Source organism: Bellilinea caldifistulae (assembly GCF_001306055.1).
Lineage (GTDB): Bacteria > Chloroflexota > Anaerolineae > Anaerolineales > Anaerolineaceae > Bellilinea > Bellilinea caldifistulae.
This window is the reverse complement of sequence record NZ_LGHJ01000008.1, coordinates 1-18028: the sequence shown is the minus strand read 5'-3', so window position 1 is coordinate 18028 and position 18028 is coordinate 1. Positions and strand designations below refer to the sequence as shown.

Genomic DNA, 18028 nt, shown 5'->3' with positions numbered 1-18028 from the left:
CGGGAGAATCAAAAAGCCGGCTCTCAATCTGGCCTGTAAAAAAACAGGTTCAGACCGAGAGCCGGCTAATAATTGCTTTTAGCCTGCTTTACGCTTGGATGGGCGGGCACCCACCCTCTCCGCCACAATAAAAACCTGCCAAACCGCTCGAAAAAAGAGCGGTGTTTTTATTTCCTATTGTGTTATTACATAATCGTGAACAAGATATAAAGAACTTCAGAGATTGTTTGCCCCGAGTTAAGGACATGGGATTAAGAATGGTGAATTTGACCACGTTGCTTGATGAGGGAAAAATTGCCCCCAAAGCAAACCCGCAATTTTTATACAAAAACGATACAATTTGTTATACTAACAAAAGTAATTCTAATTGTACAAGGTGAAATCCACTTCTTTGACAACATCTTCTTTCGTGGGATGGAAAATTTTCCGATTAGCAAAATCTAAGGCAGGGTGTTGACTTCAAAACCATCACGGTAATTCTCTCTTTTTTTCTTGGCTGTCTGCTGACCGCCTGCACAGGAACGGGCATCAACGGTTTATTCCGGCCAACTCCCTTGCCCATGCCGGCTGAGTTGAATGCCGAACCGCTCCCATCCGATGCGGTAAGTGGCGGCATGGATGAAATTTTTATATCGAGGGTTTCAAGTCCCGGTAAGCAGCCAGAACGCTGTTATAAACTCTACCGTTTTTATCCCGACGGTTTGGTGCTCTACTCGCAAGGTGAGTGTTTTGAATCCCCGCCCCAATCAAAGGATTTATCCGATATCCAACGCTGGTTGAACCGTGAAAACACGAATTTGTGGCGGGGAGACTACAGCCTTCGACAAAATCGCATTTTTTTACGGGTTACGGTGCATGACTACGTCAAAGAAGTAACCAGTGTGCGTTATTTTCAGGGGGTTATCTGCGAGGGTCAAATGGTCTTGCAAGAGCCGGCTGTATTGACCTACGCGGGTTTGCCTTCCGAACTCAACCAGCCTGTTTTGGAATATATCGCTCTTTCCTTATCTTCCGATCAAAGCCAAACCGAAAATCGCAAGAACCGCAGCGAAATGATCTGTCCATTTGTCGGGTTTAAAATAATTCATCGCCCGTCCATTGGATTGATCAACCGGCAAGCCCTGCTCGAAATCCAAACCAATCCACGCCAGACCTGTACCCTTACCTACACTAACCCGGCCGGCGAAACGCTGCTCAACGCCGCAGAGGGCACTATCCGCGCCGATGAACAGGGATTGTGCCGCTGGCTCTTCGAGACCGGCAGTACGGCGGGCAATGGTACACTGACCGTGCAAATTGGGGAGATCACCCAATCGCTCCAGATCGAGATTCGATAAATATCTGTCGCCCTGTTTTTCACTTTTCTTGTGTAAAATTAAACCAGAAACAAACCAGCTATTAGGGAGGTATAGCCTGTGGCAGAAATCATCGGTATTCTTCGGCATGATGCAACGTTCGGTGAAAAAGAAACACTCAGGTACTTGAAAAACAATCTGCCCAAAGAGTTCACCGTTTACGTTGAAACGCCCATTCACAAAAGCCGTGACCTGAAATACCCCGACTTTACGATCCTGACGAATTACGGGGTAATCGTTTTAGAAGTTAAGGACTGGGTTCAAGTTCGTCAGGCAACCCCTCATTGGGTTGTTGTTCTGACACGGAACAATAAAGAACGGGAGGAGAAAAATCCAGTCGAGGTAGCCCGCAACTATGCCATCAATCTCTCCAATCAACTCAACCGCAGGAGAAACGGCGACTTACCGGGTGAGGCCATCCCATGGAGTTATGCAGCCGTGCTGCCCAACCTGCCCGGCAGCACCATCACCCAATTACAAAAAGTTTGGGGAGAGGAGTTTGTCTTCGGTAAATACCATCTCGAAAATTCGGATATTCTACTGAACCGCTTGAAGAACCTCTTCCCGGCCGAACGCATGCGTCCGCTGACCCGCGAGGAACTCGACCACGTTCGTTCGACAATCTATCCCATCCTGGAATTTACCACCGAGGATCAACGCGTCATTGTACTGGATGAGCAACAGGAAAAAATCGTTGCCGAACCCATTCGTGCAGAGGAACCTCAAAAAGTTCAGCGTCCCGGCAGACAGGAAGAACAGGCACGCCAGGAAGCCCTCTTTGAGCAATTAACCCAACCGGTGGAAACCGATGAACTGCCACATGAGGGCAAACAACTGGTGCAGAACTTCGCCATCCGTCTGGTGCGCGGCTTTTCCGGCAGCGGTAAAACACTGGTGATGATCCAGCGCGCGAAATTTTTAGCTGCCCAATACCCCGAATGGAAGATTGGCGTTTTTACATACAACAAAGCGTTGCAGCAAATGCTGGAACGCGCTTTTCAGGGCACGCCGATTAAACCGCTCACTTTTGATGCACTTTGCCGCTCTATCACCCGGCTCGATGATCCCCAGATGATTGAATTTCAGGACTGGTTGAAAGAAAATCGTCCTTCCATGCCCTTCCTCGCAGAATTCAAGCCCAACGATTTGGAAAGTGAAGTTAAGTGGATACGGGACATGGGCATCGAACAGTCCGACGCCTACTTGAAGATCGAGCGGCGCGGCATCGGGCGTGACCTGCGCCTGAACCGCGAACAACGCCAGAAAATTTTTGAAATCTACCGTGCTTATCAGCAATTTCTGGAAACGCATCAACGCTGGGATTGGGAGGAGGCTCATCGGTTGACCTTGCAAAAATTACAAAGCGGCGAGGTAAAGTTCGAGCCTTATGACGCCATCCTGATAGACGAAGCACAGGATTGGGCTCCCCTCTGGTTCAAAGTGATTCAGACAATCCTGAAACCGGATGGTTTCCTGTTTTTATCCGATGACCCCTCCCAGAGTATCTACCGCTTTTTCAGTTGGAGGGAGAAAGGTATCCCGGTAGTGGGGCGCACCCGCTGGCTGCGTGTGCCTTACCGAAACACTTTTGAAATTTATCAGGCTGCTTACCGCTTGATTGAAAATTACGAGGAAATTCAACAATCACTGGCAGAAGAGGGGGAACCGGTCAGTCCGGCATTGAACCCCCACACCATGCGGCATGGTCAGCGGCCGCTCCTGCGCAAGTGCCGCGGTGCAATGGATGAGTTCAACTTCATCACGGATACGATCCAAACCCTGCGCAGCCGCGGACTGCGGGACAATCAAATCGGCATTTTAGTCCGTTTCAAAGATGATATTGATAAACTGAAATCCCGGCTGAAAGGATACGAAGTTCAGATCAGTACGATACACGCCTTCAAAGGATTGGAACTCGAAGCGGTCATTCTGCCGTTCCTGCAGCGCACGTTCAACTTTTCCGAAAATGACCCTCAAAGACAAAGTAAAGAGTCGCAGGAACGCCGCTTATACTACATGGGAATGACCCGCGCCCGCAATTACCTGTATCTCAGTTATATGAATGACCTGCCAGCCGTTTTTCAGGATTTGCACAAAAGTGGACTGGTGGATTTTGTCAACTGACCTTTTCCAGCACAGTCTTTGCCAGTGCTTCCAACCCGGCAAGGTCATCCAGATCCAGCCATTGCAACATCAAACGCTGCACACCCGCTTCGCTCAGCGCCTGGATTTGTTCCAACACTTCTGTCGGGGTGCCGACAATCAGCCCCCGCATGCGTAAATCCGCCGCTGTCAGGTTGCCCCCTCCATACAATCTTAGCCGTTCCTGCAGGGTGAATTGATCTTTGCCAAACACCAGTCCGGTCATCATCGAACGCTGTACCTCAACCGGTTGGCGACCGCTTTGAAGAATCAGGTGATCCAACTCATGGTTCAATTCCCGGAAAGCGGATGGTGTGAGGAAGATTGCATTCCATTCATCCGCGTACCTGGCTGCCAGCGGGAGAGTGCGTTTTTTACCATTGCCGCCAATCAAAATGGGCAACTTCGCTCCGCGCTGGGGTGCAGGCAGCACCTGCGCCTCCTTCAAGCGATAGTACTTACCGCTAAAGGTGACAGGCTGCCCACCGCCAAGCAATTGCTTGAGGACAATCACCCCTTCCTCAAAACGTTCAAATCGTTCGCGAGGCGGCAGCAGATCAAAGCCAAACAGGTCATGTTCGCGTTCCTGCCATCCGGCACCAACCCCCAACGTCAGTCGTCCGCCGGAAAGATCATCCACCGCGGCTGCCATGCGCGCCGTCAGCGCCGGATGACGGAATGAAAACGGCGTAACCAGCGGCCCAAAGCGGATGCGGCGGGTATGATCTGCCAACCAGGTCAACGAGACCCACAATTCGAGTGAATCTTTATCAGGCGGTCGGGCGTTGGTAAAGTGATCCGAGCGGTACAGACCGGTAAAGCCCAGTTCCTCCACCGCCGCAACCATCCGCTTCCAGCGCGGCCAGTTCAAACCATTTTGCCCCTCAATCATGATGGCTAATTCCATTCGCAATCCTCCCAATTGAGATACACCCATTCTACCAGACCAGTCGCCCTACAAACATCCAGCACCGCCATCAAATTGATAACGGTGCTGGAGAATTGGATATTCTGTTGTGAAAAAAGGGTCAAAACCTACTGAGCAACCTCCACCGGCTTGGGCGTCAGATCACGGATGATTACATTGATCACGGGTGTATTATCCACTAAGCGCGCCTGGAAGATCACCTTTTTACACCCCTCAATGGTCGTTGGGCCAACCGTCATTGTTTCAACGTATTGTTTTAGCTCAACCGAATACACCTTGATCAGGTAAGTTCCCCGTGGAAGTTCGGCAGTTACACTTTCTTTGAATTTCAAGTCAATTTTGTCCATCAATTTGAGGTTCGGGCCGAAATAAACTTCCACAATAACCGGTAGTTCCTGACTTAATCCTAACTTTGTCCCGTCAATGCCGTGTGTGATATGCGCAATAAAGGTTGGGCATCTGCCACCCGCTTCAGCCGGGGTGTAGGAAAAGCCCACCAGAAGACTTAGAAATATCACAATCGAAAAAATCCTTAAAAACGTTTTCATTTTTCCTCCACTATTGAACAAAAAGAAATGATCTCAATCCATACCCCCTCGTTGAACTTTCGGCGGGAGTAATCGGATTGATTGACACCCACATTAATAGTTTATCACTTTTATAAACAAAATCAATAGTGATTTCCCAAAAAGGCTGAAAATCACCCCTAAAAAAAACCGCCAGCAAGGCTGGCGGGGGACAGACCGGGGAAAAAGGGCTGATCATTTAATTATCGGCTGGCGGTTTTACCGGCTAATTCACGGATCAACACACGGATAGTGGGTTCGCCCTTTTCACCGAGTCGCGCCAGCAAAGTCACTTTGACACATCCGGGAATTTCCACTGGTCCGACTTTCATCGAATCGATGAAAACACCCAGCTCTTCCGAGAAGATCTCAATGGTGTATTCGCCTACCGGTAATTCAGCCTGAAAATTATCCTTGAATACCAGCGGAATTTTGGCAAGCACATCACCATCTTTGTACACATACGCAACTACTGGCAACTCTCTGGAAAGACCCAGTCGGGTGCCGTTGATGCCATGGTTGACGTTGACAAAAAAGGTCTCACACTGATCGCCTTTGGTTTGGGCCTGCACCGGGCTGACGGCAAAGCCAAAGAACAACGCCAGTAAAACCATCAAGGACACAACTTTTGCAAACGGTTTCATTTCGTATTTCTCCCTTTTACTTGAATAGTTCGGTTGAAAAATTGGAACATTTGCACCCTTTCTCCGTCTGTTGAAATGACTCGAGGATGGATTACGGTCTGCTTGGTTATAGTACATTATACATTTTACAAATTCAATACAATGTATAGTGTTTTTGTCAACGTTTTCTTTTTGAGTCTTTCATTTCAAAAAGGTTTTTATTTTTATAAGAAGCCTATAAGAAATATGCTCTTGACAAGCCAATTGTTGACTTGGATAATCTATAAATAGAATAAAATTTATCAGGTTCACTGAAGGGCAGGTTTTTATGCTGGAAATTCCATCTCACACGAAGATTTTCGTCGTTGGCGGCGGCCCCGGCGGGGCCACGGCTGCCACCTTACTTGCCAGAGCTGGTTTGGATGTCACTCTTTTCGAAGCGTCACGTTTTCCGCGCTATCACATTGGAGAATCCTTACTCCCAACCATGATTGACGTCATCAATCTATTAGGAATGCGCGAAAAAATGGAAGCCTTCGGCTTTCAACGCAAACATGGCGCCTATCTTGAGTGGGGACGCGACACCTGGGCGCTCAACTTCGGCGAACTGGCCGGCGATACCACGTATAGTTTTCAGGTCACGCGGGCCGAATTCGATCACCTGCTCCTCGAACATGCCAAAAGTCAGGGAGTCAAAGTGTTTGAAGGTGTCGAAGTCCGCAGCCTTGAATTTGTGGGAGAACGCCCCGTCTCGGCTGCTTATCTGGTCAACCAGAATGGCAACGGCAGCGCCGGACAAACCGGCAGCATTTCGTTCGATTATTTGATTGATGCCAGCGGACGCAACGGAATTATGGCAAATCGTTATCTGCGTAATCGCCGCTATCATCAAGTTTTCAAGAACATTGCCTTTTGGGGCTATTGGAAAAACACCGACCGTCTGGCTACCGGCCGGGAAGGTGACATTGCAGTAGGCTCAATTCCGAACGGCTGGATCTGGGCAATTCCCCTCCATGACGGGACGATGAGCATCGGGGTTGTCATGCACAAAGATGCCCTTGCTGCGAAACGCTCGCTGGGTCTGGAGGAAATCTACCAGCAGGCACTGCTCGAATCGCCTTTGATTGCCCGCATCGTCCAGGATGCGGAACTGATTTCCGACCTCAAAACCGAGACCGATTATTCCTACACAGCAGAAAAATTCTCCGGGCCGGGTTACTTCATGGTAGGTGATGCCGCATGTTTTCTCGATCCCCTGCTTTCCAGCGGGGTGCATCTGGCAACCTTCAGCGCTATGCTGGCGGCTGCTGGATTAATCACCATGTTTGAAGGAGAAATCAGCGAAGAGCAGGCCGTCTCCTTTTTCGAAAAAGCCTACCGCCAGGCCTACCTGCGTTTTCTGGTGTTCCTCTCGGCATTCTACGACATCAATCGCGGAAAAGAATCCTACTTCTGGGAAGCCCAACGTCTGACTCAGGAGGATGTGGACGAGAACAACCTCAAAATGGCCTTCTTGAATCTGGTTACCGGCGTCAGGGACCTGCGCGATGCACAAAGCAACACCCGCCACTTTATCCTGAAAGAAATGACCGACCGGATCAGCGAAAACTTGAATTTTCGCAAAGACAAACAGGCCCTCGCCAATCTGGAGGGAGAAGACCTCAAAGCCGCCCGTGAAAATGCGCGTTTCTTTTCTTCGGTAGAAGGTCTGTTTGCCCTCAATCAAGAGGATGCGATTGACGGTTTATATGTTCAGACCAAACCCCGCCTCAAACTGGCGCGCATCTAATTTCTGCAATCCAAACGAATAAAAAACAAGCCCGGTTTTGTTGCGCCGGGCTTGTTTTGGGCTACTCGAATGTGACTTACGGGTTATTCACCGGCGCTGCCAGCATATTCTCCAATACGATTTCAAGCGCCATGGTATGGCTGCAAACCCCACGCGTCTTGAAGAAATCGCAATCACACTGCCAGCGTCCATTTTCATATTGAATGTGATGCGGATTGTTGTTCCCATCCATTGTTACGGTAAAAGAATGGAAGTGAATCCGCTCTCGCTCCTGTGCGTACCGTCTGGCTTTTTCCCGCTTCCCGATCATCCCATAATCCATTTCAACTGGTCTCCTTTCGATTTGAAATTTACAAAAAGGCACGCGTCATCACGCGTGCCCAGAAAATGAGCCAACCTTTGAATATGTCGTCAACACAGGCATTTGGATGCGCCTCGTATCCTTTCTTTACTATATTATACTGACTCGCAGGTAAAGTCAACGACTTCGCTTAAATTTTAAGAAACCTCTTAACTGGGAAAAATTTTTTCCAACACAAGGGCATCTTCTCCACCTTGATAATAATTTGGCCAGGTGGTGTACACCACATAGCCTTCCCGCTGATACAACTTCAACGCCGGCAGGTTGGATTTGCGTACACACAACCGGATGCGCTTGCTGTTCAACCATTCCTCACACTGCCGGAGCAGCGCCTGTCCAACCCCCTTTCGGCGGTATTCCGGCAAAACCCCCAACGTCACTACCCAGCCAGCCCCATCCCCTCTGCGGAATTCGCCGGCAGCAAAGCCGATCATTTGCCCGCCGGAAACTGCTTTCAGGCGCACGAACCCCGGAAAGGTAAGCACGATCAATAAATCGAACCAAGGCCAGGCATCCTGGGCAAAGACCGTTTTTTCCAAGCGATAGAGGTCAAAAAAATCCCGCCAACTGGCTTTTTCAATGAGATAGTCCATAGCAAGGGGAAGGAAAGCAGGAGAAAAGCACCCACCCGACCAGGAATGCAGTTACCGTCGGGTGGGATTTCTCAGTCGGGGAAATTATTCTTTATTTTCTGCGGAATAACGTCCTTTAAGAAAGTCACCTAATAAACTGGTGAATTCCATCGGGAAAATGAACTTGGTGGACTGACCTGCGCCAATGTTTTTGAGAGTTTCGAAATACTGCAGGGTCATCGTCTTCTGGTCTATAGTACTGGCAACGGAGAAAATGCGCTCCAGCGCTGCTGCGTAACCTTCGGCGCGCAGCAATTGCGCCTGTTTTTCACCCTCTGCCTGCAAAATGGCGGCCTGTTTCTGACCGTCCGCCCGTAAAATGGCGGCCTGGCGCTCACCTTCGGCAATGTTCACCGCTGCCTCTCGCTGACCGGACGATTCGGTCACCACCGCCCGGCGAGTTCGTTCTGCCGCAAGCTGGCGATTCATCGAATCCTGCACATCCCGCGGCGGGATGATCTCGCGGATTTCCACGTTCGTAACTTTGACACCCCACCGTTCAGTCACTTCGTCCAGGCGAACGCGCAGAGCCTGATTGATCTTTTCCCGCTCTGAAAGCACACCGTCGAGCATAATGCCGCCGATGACCGAGCGCAGGGTGGTGGTTGCAATACCCTGGGCCGCCATTTCAAAGTTGCCAACCTGCAGCACACTTTGTACCGGGTCAAAGACCTTGTAGTACCACAAAAAGTCAATCGAGATAGGAGCATTATCCGCGGTGATCGAAGTTTGGGCGGGGATTTCACGCACCTGTTCGCGCAGATCCACCCGCACTGCCCGATCAATGAAGGGGATGAGGATGATCAGACCCGGCCCGCGGGCGCCAATGCAGCGTCCCAGTCGGAACACCACCAACCGCTGATATTCCGGAACAATCTTGAGCGCCGTGCCGAGGAAGATCAAAGCCCCCAGTACGACAATCCCAATCAGACAATAGATGACTTCCATTTTTGCAAACCTCCATTTTTACTGAATTGGCTGTTTTGAACACAGCCCTTCGGATGTGATGATCCCTTACGGGATTGTTGACTCTTCGTCCACTTTTTCAACCTGTAAAATCAACCCTTCTCGTCTGACCACACGCACCTTGCTGCCGGCCGGAATTTCCTCATCGCTCCATGCCGACCATTCCTCTCCCATTACATATACGGCTCCATCGCGATGAATATCGGTCTTGGCTTCCCCAATCGCTCCCACCAGACGGGTAAGATCAAAATCCTTTCCGCGTCCAATGGCTTCAATTCCTTTTCGTCCAACAATCCAGAGAATGGGGATGACTATAATCGAAGTGACCAGCGCCAGCCAGAAATTAACCGCCGGTTGACCTTCGGCGGTTTCAAAGAGAAAAACCGAACCGGCGATCACGGCAGCAATGGTGAGCAGTAAAAAGATCCAGTGGCGCGAACGCCGTAGAGCCAGATAAAACGGCACGACTCCCACCACCAGAATCCCAAGTGCCCATGGGTTGATGCGCAGGCTGAGCGCCCCAATTCCTGCCAGCACGATGGCAAACAAAGCCCCAATTTCCAGCAAACCGGTGCCGGGGGAAAACAGCGCCAGAATCCCTAAAACCAGTCCGAGTACGAGCAGAACATAAGCAACATTGGGATCCATCAGCGGATTCATGGCAACCTACCTTTTCCAGAAAAGCAGCGGGTAAAAAACAGGCTGGCTTTTCTTGTCTATAAAAATTATACCTGACAATAATCCCACCTCAAAACGAAATGTATCACTTCCGCCGTTCGACTTTCGCCTCTTAAACGGATAAGACAGCCTTCTCAGGCTGCCTTTCCGTCTCTACCACTATCTTATCCCTGTATCACCTACCCACCAGGAGCACGACTTTGCCCGGAGGAATGAGCAACGACTGCCTGCATTTATCATACAGGATTTGAATTAAGAGTATTCAAAGAACAGGTTAGCAATTTGTTAAGAAGAGTTCACTCCAATTCCAACCGCTCAAACACGTAACCGCCTGCCAGCCCGCCAGCCACACACAACAGACTCAGCACGAGCAAATTTACCACATCAACTCCACCCATCAGCGGTGATTCACCCAGCACATAGAATAAGGGCGAATACCGCACCCATCCAGAACCCGACCTCATCCCAAAGGGCAGGTAAACCAAAAACAGAAAGACGATGCCTGCCAGCCGATCGAGCCAGAAAGATTTGCTCAACATGCCAAACAGAACCCCCAATTCCCCCAACAGCAGGATCAGCAAAAAGGTACCGGGCAACAACCCAGACAACCCGGCCGGCAGCGGATAGCCGGTCAGGAGAATCATACCGCTTCCGCTAAGATAACCGGCCACGGTCAACAAAAAGCACGCCGACAGGAGATATGCCAGACGACTGAAATAGACCTGCCAGCGCGGCAGCGGGTAAGCCAGCAAAAAGGCAATTGCATGGCGCACCGTCTGCCCCTTGAAGAGCGATCCTCCTTCCAAAAAAGCAAACGATCCGCCAAGAACCGGTAACCCCACAGCAGGAAGCGCCACCAACCAGTAACCCTGTTGCAGATCCAGAGCGGGGTTGAACCAATCCATCACCACTTCAACCCAGATTTCATCCACCAGCACCGGAAAAAGCAATCCACATACCCCGCTCCAGCCCACAACCATTATGCACCAGAAGGCGAAGCGGCGCCTTCTTTCCAGCCAGAGATCCCGCAATAGATCAAGTCGCATAGGCTGGAATGCCGTAGACGGTTTGATAGACCTCTTCGAGGCTGGGCTGCTGGCTGATGATATCCAGCACGCGGAACTGGGTGGCCGTTTTCAGCAAAGCATCCGGGTCTCCCTGTACCGTGCAGTACACCTTGTTCTGATCACAGACCAGTTGATTGATATTGTTCAAACCTATGAAAATCTGCGGGTTGATCGGGTTGGCAAAGCGCATTTCAATTTTGCGGATGGCGCGAGCGCGCAATTGGGCGCCGCGTTCCACAGCAATAATCCGTCCCCGGTAAAAGACGGCGACCCGGTCACAAATCCGCTCCATCTCGGAGATAGATTGAGAAGCCATCACCACCGAACGGCCTTCGGCGCGAAATTCGGCAATTAATCGGTAGAGTTCCCTCTGAGCAGCCGTATCCAGATCACGGGAAGGTTCATCCAGTAGAATCAATTCAGGACGGTGCATAAAAGCCTGCACCAGACCGATTTTCCGACGTTCGCCCGGTGAGAGCCGTTCACACGGCAATTCCAAATTGAGTTGAAAACGCGCCGCCAGTTCATCGGCAAAAGTCATTTCCACACCACCACGCAAAGCTGCAAAGCGTTCCAGCAGTTGACCGGCAGTGATCCCCTTGGGCAATGTCAGATTTTGCGGTAAATAGCCCACCAGCCGCCGTACTTTCAGCCCGTTGCGCTGGCAGTCCATGCCTAAGACCAGTGCCTGACCATGAGAGGGACGGATAAAATCAAGGAGAATATGAAGGAGGGTGGATTTACCGGAGCCGGATGGCCCAAGCAAGCCGAACACTTCTCCCGGGTCAACTTCCAGCGTCACCCCACAAAGCGCCGGGCGGCGGTGAAATTCTTTGGTTAAATTTTCGGTACGCAGTACGAGGTAGCGCATTTTCAACCTCCTTGTCCGTCAATTACCGGTAAAAAACACCGGCTGGTGTCGAGATACCAGCCGGTCAAAGGAGGCGGTCATGCGCCATCTACACCATCAGGCTGGTATCTCTCGGCGGGATTGCCATTCCTGTAAAATTTTCTCGTACGACTTTTCCAGCAAATCGGTCCACTCGATGATCTCATCCATCCGCTGGCGGGCCGGGTGATTGTCTGCCAGTCCTTGCAGGCCTTCTTCCGCCATTTCGCGCAGGTTCTGAATGCTTTCCAGACGCATCTCCAGCGAATTTTCCCACGCCTCGTCAGAGAACACATAATAATCGCTGCGCTCTCCGGGCAGAGAAACCCGCTCTGCCAGCCCAGCCATCAACAGCGTTCGGAGATTGGTGGAGATGCTGCTGCGGCTGACCTGCAACACTTCGGCCATCTCTTCCGGCGAAACCGGTCGGCTGGCAATCAACAGCAGCCCGAGAATCTTGCCACCGATGCGAGGAATGCCGTACTCCTCAAAGTGCAATCCCATATTTTCAATGAACTGGGATAGGGTGGTCAGGTCTCCCGATATGGGAGGGGTACTATCACCACTATCCGTTTCGTCTGAAACCATACGATTCATCACTCCTTGAAATTAAAAAGGACCAAGCCGTCCATCAGGGACTTTTTTATTCTACAATCATTCATCATTTCTGTCAAGACTGAAATGAATATACTGATTTGTAAGGTCTAAATTTATCACTGGTTGATCAAACAACTACTCATTCATAAAACAACACTACTTCACCCAAATACAACCGCATCCAGATCAAGTCAGAGTTCAATCGGCTCCATTCCCCAAAAAGTTGGTTATTGAATCTGAAGGCGCTATCGGCTAGAATATATTGGGGTTGATTCGTTTCTATTCCATACTTCGGGAGAGGAGAAGTCAATGAGCCATCAACCGGGTGAGGAAATCCAGCAAGCCTGGATTGCGTTCGTCACCAACCACGTCCTTATGCCTCCTGTGCGCCCGGTGATTGCCGCCTCTTGGGAACGCTGCTGGGCGCGCGTGGATCCTTACTCCCCACACCGCCCGCCCCATCTCTCTGCCGAGCACTTACTTTCCATCCAGGTGAATCACTTTGACCTGATGGCCATAGCCCGTCCGGTCATGGAAGATGTCTATCAATACATCGAAAACTCCAATTCGGCGGTGGTGTTTGCCAACAACGTGGGCTATCTGCTGGATACCGTGGGGGATGCCAACATCATGGCGGCGCTCGAGCGAATGGGTATCACTCCCGGCACCTTGCTGGCCGAGGGAGAAATTGGCACCAACGGAATTGGATTAAGCCTGCTCGAAAGAATGCCGCAATATGTGCTGGGATTTTAACATTTCCGCCAGCCGTTCCACCAGTATGATTGCGCCGCTGCCCCGGTTTTCGATACTTCCGGTAAGTTAATCGGGGCGCTGGGAATCATCACCCTGCGCGGACATCTTCACCCGCATTCGCTCGGCATGGTTACTGCCGCTGCCCGAGCCATCGAAGCCCAACGCCAAGCCGACCAGTTATTGGAAGAACAGAACAATCAGCTTACCGGTCTGAATGCCATCCTCTCCAGCATCCAGGAGGGTATCCTCGTGTGGAATGCGGAGGGCACCATTCTGCACGCCAACCCCACCGCCGCCAACATCCTGCGGGTGAAACCGGATAGCCTGCTCGGCTCCAAGCTGGATGCTTACATCCGTTTCCCGCGCGTGATTCAAGACGCCCTTCAAAAACTCATCCCGATCACCGATCTTGAGATCCAGTTGACCGCTGCCGGCGAACCAATCAACTGCTTGCTCAGTTTGCAGTACATTCACGGCCGGCACGGGCTGCGTTCAGCCATTGCCGTCTTGCGCCCGGTCAAGACCCTGCGCGAGTACGTCCAAAGGCAGGTCAGCTCACCCACCTTCGACCTGCAAAATCTGATCGGCGAATCACCCGCTATCCGGCGGGTGCGGCGCATGGCGCGCAGCGCCGCGGCTGCCCGTGGCTGTGTGCTGATCCGCGGCGAGCCGGGTACGGGTAAAAACCTGCTCGCCCGCGCCATCCACTACCACAGCCAGCGCAGCCAGGCTCCGTTTGTGGTCTTCGCCTGTACCGCAGTCCCCAGTGAACTGGCGCTAACCGAACTGATCGGCAGTGAAAAAGGCAATCACGACGGCGCGCCGATCACCAGCAAGTTCGAGCTGGCTGCCGGCGGCACGTTGTTCCTGCAGGATGTGGATCAACTGCCGCTCGAGGCGCAAAGCGTTTTGCTCAACTTTCTGGAATTGGGCATCATTCAGAAAATCGGCAGCCGCAAACCCATCGAGGTGGATGTACGCATCATCGCCTCCAGCTCCGCTCCGTTGGAGCATCTGGTACGCGAGGGCAACTTCCGCGCCGATTTACTTTACCGTCTCAGTTCATTTGAAATTGTGCTGCCGCCCCTGCGCGAACGCAAGCAGGATTTAGACCTGTTGATCGAACAAATTCTCCAACGGTTGTCCAAACAGGTGGGACATCCTCTGACTCTCAGCCGCGAAACGCTCAGCCTGCTCAAGGCCTATCACTGGCCCGGCAACGTGCGCGAGCTGGAGTCGGTGTTGACCCGCGCTGCCGTCCAGGCCAGCCCGAGCCGGCTGATTACCCCCGCCCATCTGCCTCAGTTGCAGGCAATCGGGGAAAGCGATCTCAGCCTGCCGCGCGAGGACGGCAGAATCCTGCCGCTGGAAGAACTGGAAAAACGCGCCATCCTGCAGGCCGCTCAGTACTGTCAGGGGAATGTCACCCGCATGTCGGAGATGCTGGGGATCGGCCGGACGACCATCTGGCGCTACTTTAAGCAGATGAATTTATCCCCGGAAGAATTCCGCATTCGCAACACAAAATCACTCAATGTTTCAAATTGAAACACTTATTAAGATATCTGTTTCATTCCGAACCAAAAATTGCACAAAAGTTGACCCGTTGGTTAAGTGCCGTACAATTAAGGGCGATGTTTAATTTTTGGACATTTACGCGCAATTATTGGCAGGGGCTTTGCTCCGATATGATGAGCTGGCAGGTTGCAGCTCAAGGATTATTGGTTATTCCCTCCCTTCCGGCAAGAGATACCGCTCGTTAGGAACCCCATCCAGACAGCGGTATTTTTTTGCAAGTTCCTATCGGTCTTTTCTCAACAATCCAAATCATAACAAGGAGGTTGCACGGAAAGAGATACATTCCATTTCTGTCCTTGGTTTCCTGCTGTTTCCCAATTTTTCAAATCCTTGAAAGGAGAGATCGAAGATGAAATCAAGAGGTTTAAGTGAATTCCTCGGCGAAGTCATTGGAACATTCACGCTGATTTTGTTGGGTGATGGCGTGGTCGCCAACGTTGGTCTTGCCCCGCGTCTGGCTTCCCCCGCCTACAACTGGAACACCATCACCATCGGCTGGGCCTTCGCGGTGATCGTGGCGGTGTATGTGTCGGCTGGCGTTTCCGGCGCACATCTCAACCCCGCCGTGACCATCGCTCTGGCAGTCAAACGTGGCTTTTCATGGTCGAAAGTCCCCACCTACATCCTCGGCCAGTTCGTTGGTGCGTTCCTTGGCGCACTGGGTGTCTATCTGGTCTACATGGAAGGTCTGCAAGCCGCCGGTATGCCAAATGTATGGTGCACCGGGCCGGGTTCGGTGTTCGGTCAGGCCTTTTGGGGCGGAACGGGAGGCGGCTCGGTTGGGGCCTACTCGCTGGTCAACGCCAGCATCGCAGAAATTGTGGGTACGGCGGTGCTGCTGATGGGTGTATTAGCCAGCGGAGATGAACGCAACCTCGGCCTTAAATTCAACATGGGGCCGTTCCTGGTCGGTGGTACGGTTCTGGCGGTCGGTTTGAGCCTTGGCGGCCCCTCCGGTTACGCCATCAATCCCGCCCGTGATCTCGGCCCCCGCATCTTTGGCGCGCTGGTCGGAACTCAGGGCTTGTTCGATGGCATTTACTGGCTGGTTGCCCCGGTGATCATGCCGATCATTGGCGGTATCCTCGGCGCGGTCATTTATGACGCCCTGGTCACCGCTCAACTGCCCCCCAAGAAAGATTAGTTTCGTCATCATCAGGGCCTGCTTTGCAAGTAGAAGCAGGCCCACCTTCGCCCCGCTGACAGGTAGTGGCACACCGCAAAAGTTTCTTGTGTAGAAAGGAAATACAGCATGAAAAAGTTAATCAATAAACCCGAAGACGTAGTGAAGGAGGAGCTGGAGGGGATTGCAGTTGCTCATCCCGATCTCGTCAAAGTCCATTTTGACCCGAATTTCATTGTCCGCGCAGATGCGCCCATTCAAGGAAAAGTGGGCATTGTCTCCGGCGGCGGATCTGGCCACGAACCGATGCACGGCGGTTTTGTCGGCTTGGGGATGCTGGATGCAGCCTGCCCAGGGGCGGTGTTTACCTCCCCCACCCCAGACCAGATGCTGGAAGCCACCAAAGCCGTCAATGGCGGGGCAGGTGTGCTGCACATCGTCAAGAACTACACCGGCGATATCATGAACTTTGAAATGGCCGCCGACCTGGCGCGCGCCGAAGGCATCGAAATCGAATCGGTGGTCATTGATGATGATGTGGCCGTACAGGACAGTCTCTACACCGCCGGACGCCGCGGGGTTGGCACCACCGTTTTGGCAGAAAAGATCTGCGGTGCCGCCGCTGAACAGCGCCGCTCGTTGAAGGAAGTTGCCGATATTTGCCGCAAAGTCAACGGCTGGGGTCGCAGCATGGGCATGGCGCTCACGTCCTGCACCGTGCCGCATGTCGGTAAACCCACCTTCGATTTGCCGGAAGACGAGATGGAAATCGGCATCGGCATTCACGGTGAACCGGGCCGCACCCGCATGAAGATCAAACCCGCCGACGAAATTGTCGAAATGCTGATGGAACCGATCATCTCGGATTTGCCTTACAAAGCCGGTGATGAAGTGTTGCTGTTCGTCAACAGCATGGGCGGTACACCGCTAATCGAACTCTACATTGTCTATCGCAAGGCCTACGAAATCGCCACCAAGCACGGTTTGAAGGTCGTTCGCAATCTGATCGGCCCGTACATCACCAGTCTGGAAATGGCTGGCACGTCCATCACCATGCTGAAGATGGACGATGACCTGATCAAACTGTGGGATGCACCCGTCAAAACCCCCGGACTGCGCTGGGGCGTCTAAAAATCCTGAAAAGCCAGGTTTACCCGCTGGCTCTGCCTGGCTTGTTTGATGGAGAAGTCTATGGTAATTACACGTGATGACGTACTGGAATGGATTACACGCTACGCTGAAATACTGGCGGAGAATCGCGACTACCTGACCCAACTGGATGCCGCCATTGGCGATGCCGACCATGGCGCCAACATGGACCGCGGCTTTCAGGCTGTGATGAAAAAGATGCCGGAGATGCGGGATAAGGACATCGGCACCATTTTCAAAACAGTGGGTATGACACTCCTCTCCACAGTTGGGGGAGCGGGCGGGCCGCTCTACTCCACCATATTTCTCCAGGCTGGGATGAAGACCACGGGTAAGATGGAATTGACGCTTCAGGACTGGATTGATGCACTCGAAGCCGGCGTCAATGGCGTCAAGATGCGTGGCAAAGCCGAACTGGGCGACAAGACCATGATTGACGCGCTGGTGCCGGCTCTGAACGCACTCAAACAAGCCGCTGAGAATGGCACCACTCTCAGCGATGCTCTGGAGCGCTCTGCCCGCGCCGCCGAGGAAGGCATGAAAGCCACCATCCCGCTGGTTGCCCGTAAAGGGCGTGCCAGTTACCTCGGCGAACGCAGTGCGGGTCATCAGGATCCCGGTGCCACATCCTCTTATCTATTGTTGCGCACCGCCGCAGAACAATGGAAAAACAATTAAGTTTGTACGTTCAACCAAACCCATATTGAGAGAGTTGAAAAATCAAGCGTAATACGCCGAGCAGGCTGTTTGAGGGGTGGAAAAGCCGCACCCGATGGGGTATCCACCCTAAAATAAAGGGGCTGTGTATCTTGATTTGACCTCTTCACCTCCA

At 52.0% G+C, this 18028-nt stretch carries 18 protein-coding genes; 8 read left to right on the top strand and 10 right to left on the bottom strand.

Annotated features, from left to right (window positions below; genetic code table 11):
• Positions 1 to 614 precede the first annotated feature (614 nt).
• Both AC812_RS02435 and AC812_RS02430 read left to right on the top strand, forming a co-directional pair.
• Positions 615 to 1337 carry a hypothetical protein gene (locus AC812_RS02435; RefSeq protein WP_145962515.1) on the top strand — a complete coding sequence of 241 codons (723 nt, stop codon included), beginning with the start codon at positions 615 to 617 and terminating at the stop codon, positions 1335 to 1337.
• A gap of 78 nt (positions 1338 to 1415) precedes the next feature.
• Positions 1416 to 3479, top strand: a complete 2064-nt coding sequence (locus AC812_RS02430; protein ID WP_061914247.1) for a nuclease-related domain-containing DEAD/DEAH box helicase — start codon at positions 1416 to 1418, stop codon at positions 3477 to 3479.
• On the opposite strand, the gene AC812_RS02425 is transcribed toward AC812_RS02430, so the two are convergent.
• The 3 genes from AC812_RS02425 to AC812_RS02415 form a co-directional block, all read right to left on the bottom strand.
• Entirely contained in the window at positions 3472 to 4404 is a 933-nt protein-coding gene (locus AC812_RS02425; RefSeq protein ID WP_201797697.1) for a TIGR03560 family F420-dependent LLM class oxidoreductase, read from the bottom strand. The genes AC812_RS02430 and AC812_RS02425 overlap by 8 nt on opposite strands.
• A 128-nt stretch (positions 4405 to 4532) precedes the next feature.
• The gene (locus AC812_RS02420) at positions 4533 to 4973 is read right to left on the bottom strand and encodes a hypothetical protein (RefSeq protein ID WP_061914245.1); all 441 of its coding nucleotides are present in this window, start codon (positions 4971 to 4973) and stop codon (positions 4533 to 4535) included.
• Positions 4974 to 5194: 221 nt separating this feature from the next.
• Positions 5195 to 5635 carry a hypothetical protein gene (locus AC812_RS02415; RefSeq protein ID WP_061914243.1) on the bottom strand — a complete coding sequence of 147 codons (441 nt, stop codon included), beginning with the start codon at positions 5633 to 5635 and terminating at the stop codon, positions 5195 to 5197.
• A gap of 310 nt (positions 5636 to 5945) precedes the next feature.
• Between AC812_RS02415 and AC812_RS02410 the strand changes: the two genes are divergently transcribed.
• The gene (locus tag AC812_RS02410) at positions 5946 to 7403 is read left to right on the top strand and encodes an NAD(P)/FAD-dependent oxidoreductase (protein WP_061914409.1); all 1458 of its coding nucleotides are present in this window, start codon (positions 5946 to 5948) and stop codon (positions 7401 to 7403) included.
• Positions 7404 to 7479: 76 nt separating this feature from the next.
• Here AC812_RS02410 and AC812_RS02405 read toward each other — a convergent pair whose 3' ends face one another.
• From AC812_RS02405 to AC812_RS02375, 7 genes are all read right to left on the bottom strand, one after another.
• A complete protein-coding gene (locus AC812_RS02405) occupies positions 7480 to 7725 on the bottom strand; it encodes an SWIM zinc finger family protein (protein WP_061914242.1) in 246 nt (81 codons plus the stop codon).
• A 188-nt stretch (positions 7726 to 7913) separates the two neighbouring features.
• Positions 7914 to 8357, bottom strand: coding sequence for a GNAT family N-acetyltransferase (locus AC812_RS02400; RefSeq protein ID WP_061914240.1), 444 nt, complete (start codon positions 8355 to 8357; stop codon positions 7914 to 7916).
• A gap of 84 nt (positions 8358 to 8441) precedes the next feature.
• Complete coding sequence (locus tag AC812_RS02395) at positions 8442 to 9344, bottom strand: SPFH domain-containing protein (protein ID WP_061914238.1); 903 nt, start codon at positions 9342 to 9344, stop codon at positions 8442 to 8444.
• A 66-nt stretch (positions 9345 to 9410) separates the two neighbouring features.
• Positions 9411 to 10022 carry an NfeD family protein gene (locus AC812_RS02390; protein WP_061914236.1) on the bottom strand — a complete coding sequence of 204 codons (612 nt, stop codon included), beginning with the start codon at positions 10020 to 10022 and terminating at the stop codon, positions 9411 to 9413.
• Between the two features lie 314 nt (positions 10023 to 10336).
• Positions 10337 to 11086 (bottom strand): ABC transporter permease, encoded by a 750-nt coding sequence (locus AC812_RS02385; protein ID WP_145962514.1) that lies wholly within the window; start codon positions 11084 to 11086, stop codon positions 10337 to 10339.
• Complete coding sequence (locus tag AC812_RS02380) at positions 11076 to 11978, bottom strand: ABC transporter ATP-binding protein (RefSeq protein ID WP_061914232.1); 903 nt, start codon at positions 11976 to 11978, stop codon at positions 11076 to 11078. Before AC812_RS02380 ends, AC812_RS02385 begins: the two co-directional genes overlap by 11 nt.
• A gap of 96 nt (positions 11979 to 12074) precedes the next feature.
• Positions 12075 to 12593: a GbsR/MarR family transcriptional regulator gene (locus AC812_RS02375; RefSeq protein WP_114676085.1), complete on the bottom strand. Its 519-nt coding sequence runs from the start codon at positions 12591 to 12593 to the stop codon at positions 12075 to 12077.
• A 309-nt stretch (positions 12594 to 12902) separates the two neighbouring features.
• Between AC812_RS02375 and AC812_RS02370 the strand changes: the two genes are divergently transcribed.
• The 5 genes from AC812_RS02370 to dhaL all read left to right on the top strand — a co-directional run bounded on the left by AC812_RS02370 (position 12903) and on the right by dhaL (position 17874).
• A complete protein-coding gene (locus AC812_RS02370) occupies positions 12903 to 13346 on the top strand; it encodes a sigma-54-dependent transcriptional regulator family protein (RefSeq protein ID WP_061914228.1) in 444 nt (147 codons plus the stop codon).
• Positions 13347 to 13472: 126 nt separating this feature from the next.
• Positions 13473 to 14894 (top strand): sigma 54-interacting transcriptional regulator, encoded by a 1422-nt coding sequence (locus AC812_RS02365; protein WP_061914226.1) that lies wholly within the window; start codon positions 13473 to 13475, stop codon positions 14892 to 14894.
• A 379-nt stretch (positions 14895 to 15273) separates the two neighbouring features.
• Complete coding sequence (locus tag AC812_RS02360) at positions 15274 to 16068, top strand: MIP/aquaporin family protein (protein ID WP_061914224.1); 795 nt, start codon at positions 15274 to 15276, stop codon at positions 16066 to 16068.
• Positions 16069 to 16176: 108 nt separating this feature from the next.
• Complete coding sequence (gene dhaK / locus AC812_RS02355; protein WP_061914222.1) at positions 16177 to 17178, top strand: dihydroxyacetone kinase subunit DhaK; 1002 nt, start codon at positions 16177 to 16179, stop codon at positions 17176 to 17178.
• Positions 17179 to 17238: 60 nt separating this feature from the next.
• Positions 17239 to 17874, top strand: a complete 636-nt coding sequence (gene dhaL, locus AC812_RS02350) for a dihydroxyacetone kinase subunit DhaL (protein WP_062158770.1) — start codon at positions 17239 to 17241, stop codon at positions 17872 to 17874.
• Positions 17875 to 18028 lie beyond the last annotated feature (154 nt).

Excerpts from the sequence above, each read along its gene's own strand:
- AC812_RS02435 (WP_145962515.1), top strand. The coding sequence starts at position 615 with ATGGATGAAATTTTTATATCGAGGGTTTCAAGTCCCGGTAAGCAGCCA.
- AC812_RS02425 (WP_201797697.1), bottom strand. The coding sequence starts at position 4,404 with ATGGAATTAGCCATCATGATTGAGGGGCAAAATGGTTTGAACTGGCCG.
- AC812_RS02420 (WP_061914245.1), bottom strand. The coding sequence starts at position 4,973 with ATGAAAACGTTTTTAAGGATTTTTTCGATTGTGATATTTCTAAGTCTT.
- AC812_RS02415 (WP_061914243.1), bottom strand. The coding sequence starts at position 5,635 with ATGAAACCGTTTGCAAAAGTTGTGTCCTTGATGGTTTTACTGGCGTTG.
- AC812_RS02405 (WP_061914242.1), bottom strand. The coding sequence starts at position 7,725 with ATGGATTATGGGATGATCGGGAAGCGGGAAAAAGCCAGACGGTACGCA.
- AC812_RS02400 (WP_061914240.1), bottom strand. The coding sequence starts at position 8,357 with ATGGACTATCTCATTGAAAAAGCCAGTTGGCGGGATTTTTTTGACCTC.
- AC812_RS02395 (WP_061914238.1), bottom strand. The coding sequence starts at position 9,344 with ATGGAAGTCATCTATTGTCTGATTGGGATTGTCGTACTGGGGGCTTTG.
- AC812_RS02390 (WP_061914236.1), bottom strand. The coding sequence starts at position 10,022 with ATGAATCCGCTGATGGATCCCAATGTTGCTTATGTTCTGCTCGTACTC.
- AC812_RS02385 (WP_145962514.1), bottom strand. The coding sequence starts at position 11,086 with ATGCGACTTGATCTATTGCGGGATCTCTGGCTGGAAAGAAGGCGCCGC.
- AC812_RS02380 (WP_061914232.1), bottom strand. The coding sequence starts at position 11,978 with ATGCGCTACCTCGTACTGCGTACCGAAAATTTAACCAAAGAATTTCAC.
- AC812_RS02375 (WP_114676085.1), bottom strand. The coding sequence starts at position 12,593 with ATGAATCGTATGGTTTCAGACGAAACGGATAGTGGTGATAGTACCCCT.
- AC812_RS02370 (WP_061914228.1), top strand. The coding sequence starts at position 12,903 with ATGAGCCATCAACCGGGTGAGGAAATCCAGCAAGCCTGGATTGCGTTC.
- AC812_RS02365 (WP_061914226.1), top strand. The coding sequence starts at position 13,473 with ATGGTTACTGCCGCTGCCCGAGCCATCGAAGCCCAACGCCAAGCCGAC.
- AC812_RS02360 (WP_061914224.1), top strand. The coding sequence starts at position 15,274 with ATGAAATCAAGAGGTTTAAGTGAATTCCTCGGCGAAGTCATTGGAACA.
- dhaK (WP_061914222.1), top strand. The coding sequence starts at position 16,177 with ATGAAAAAGTTAATCAATAAACCCGAAGACGTAGTGAAGGAGGAGCTG.
- dhaL (WP_062158770.1), top strand. The coding sequence starts at position 17,239 with ATGGTAATTACACGTGATGACGTACTGGAATGGATTACACGCTACGCT.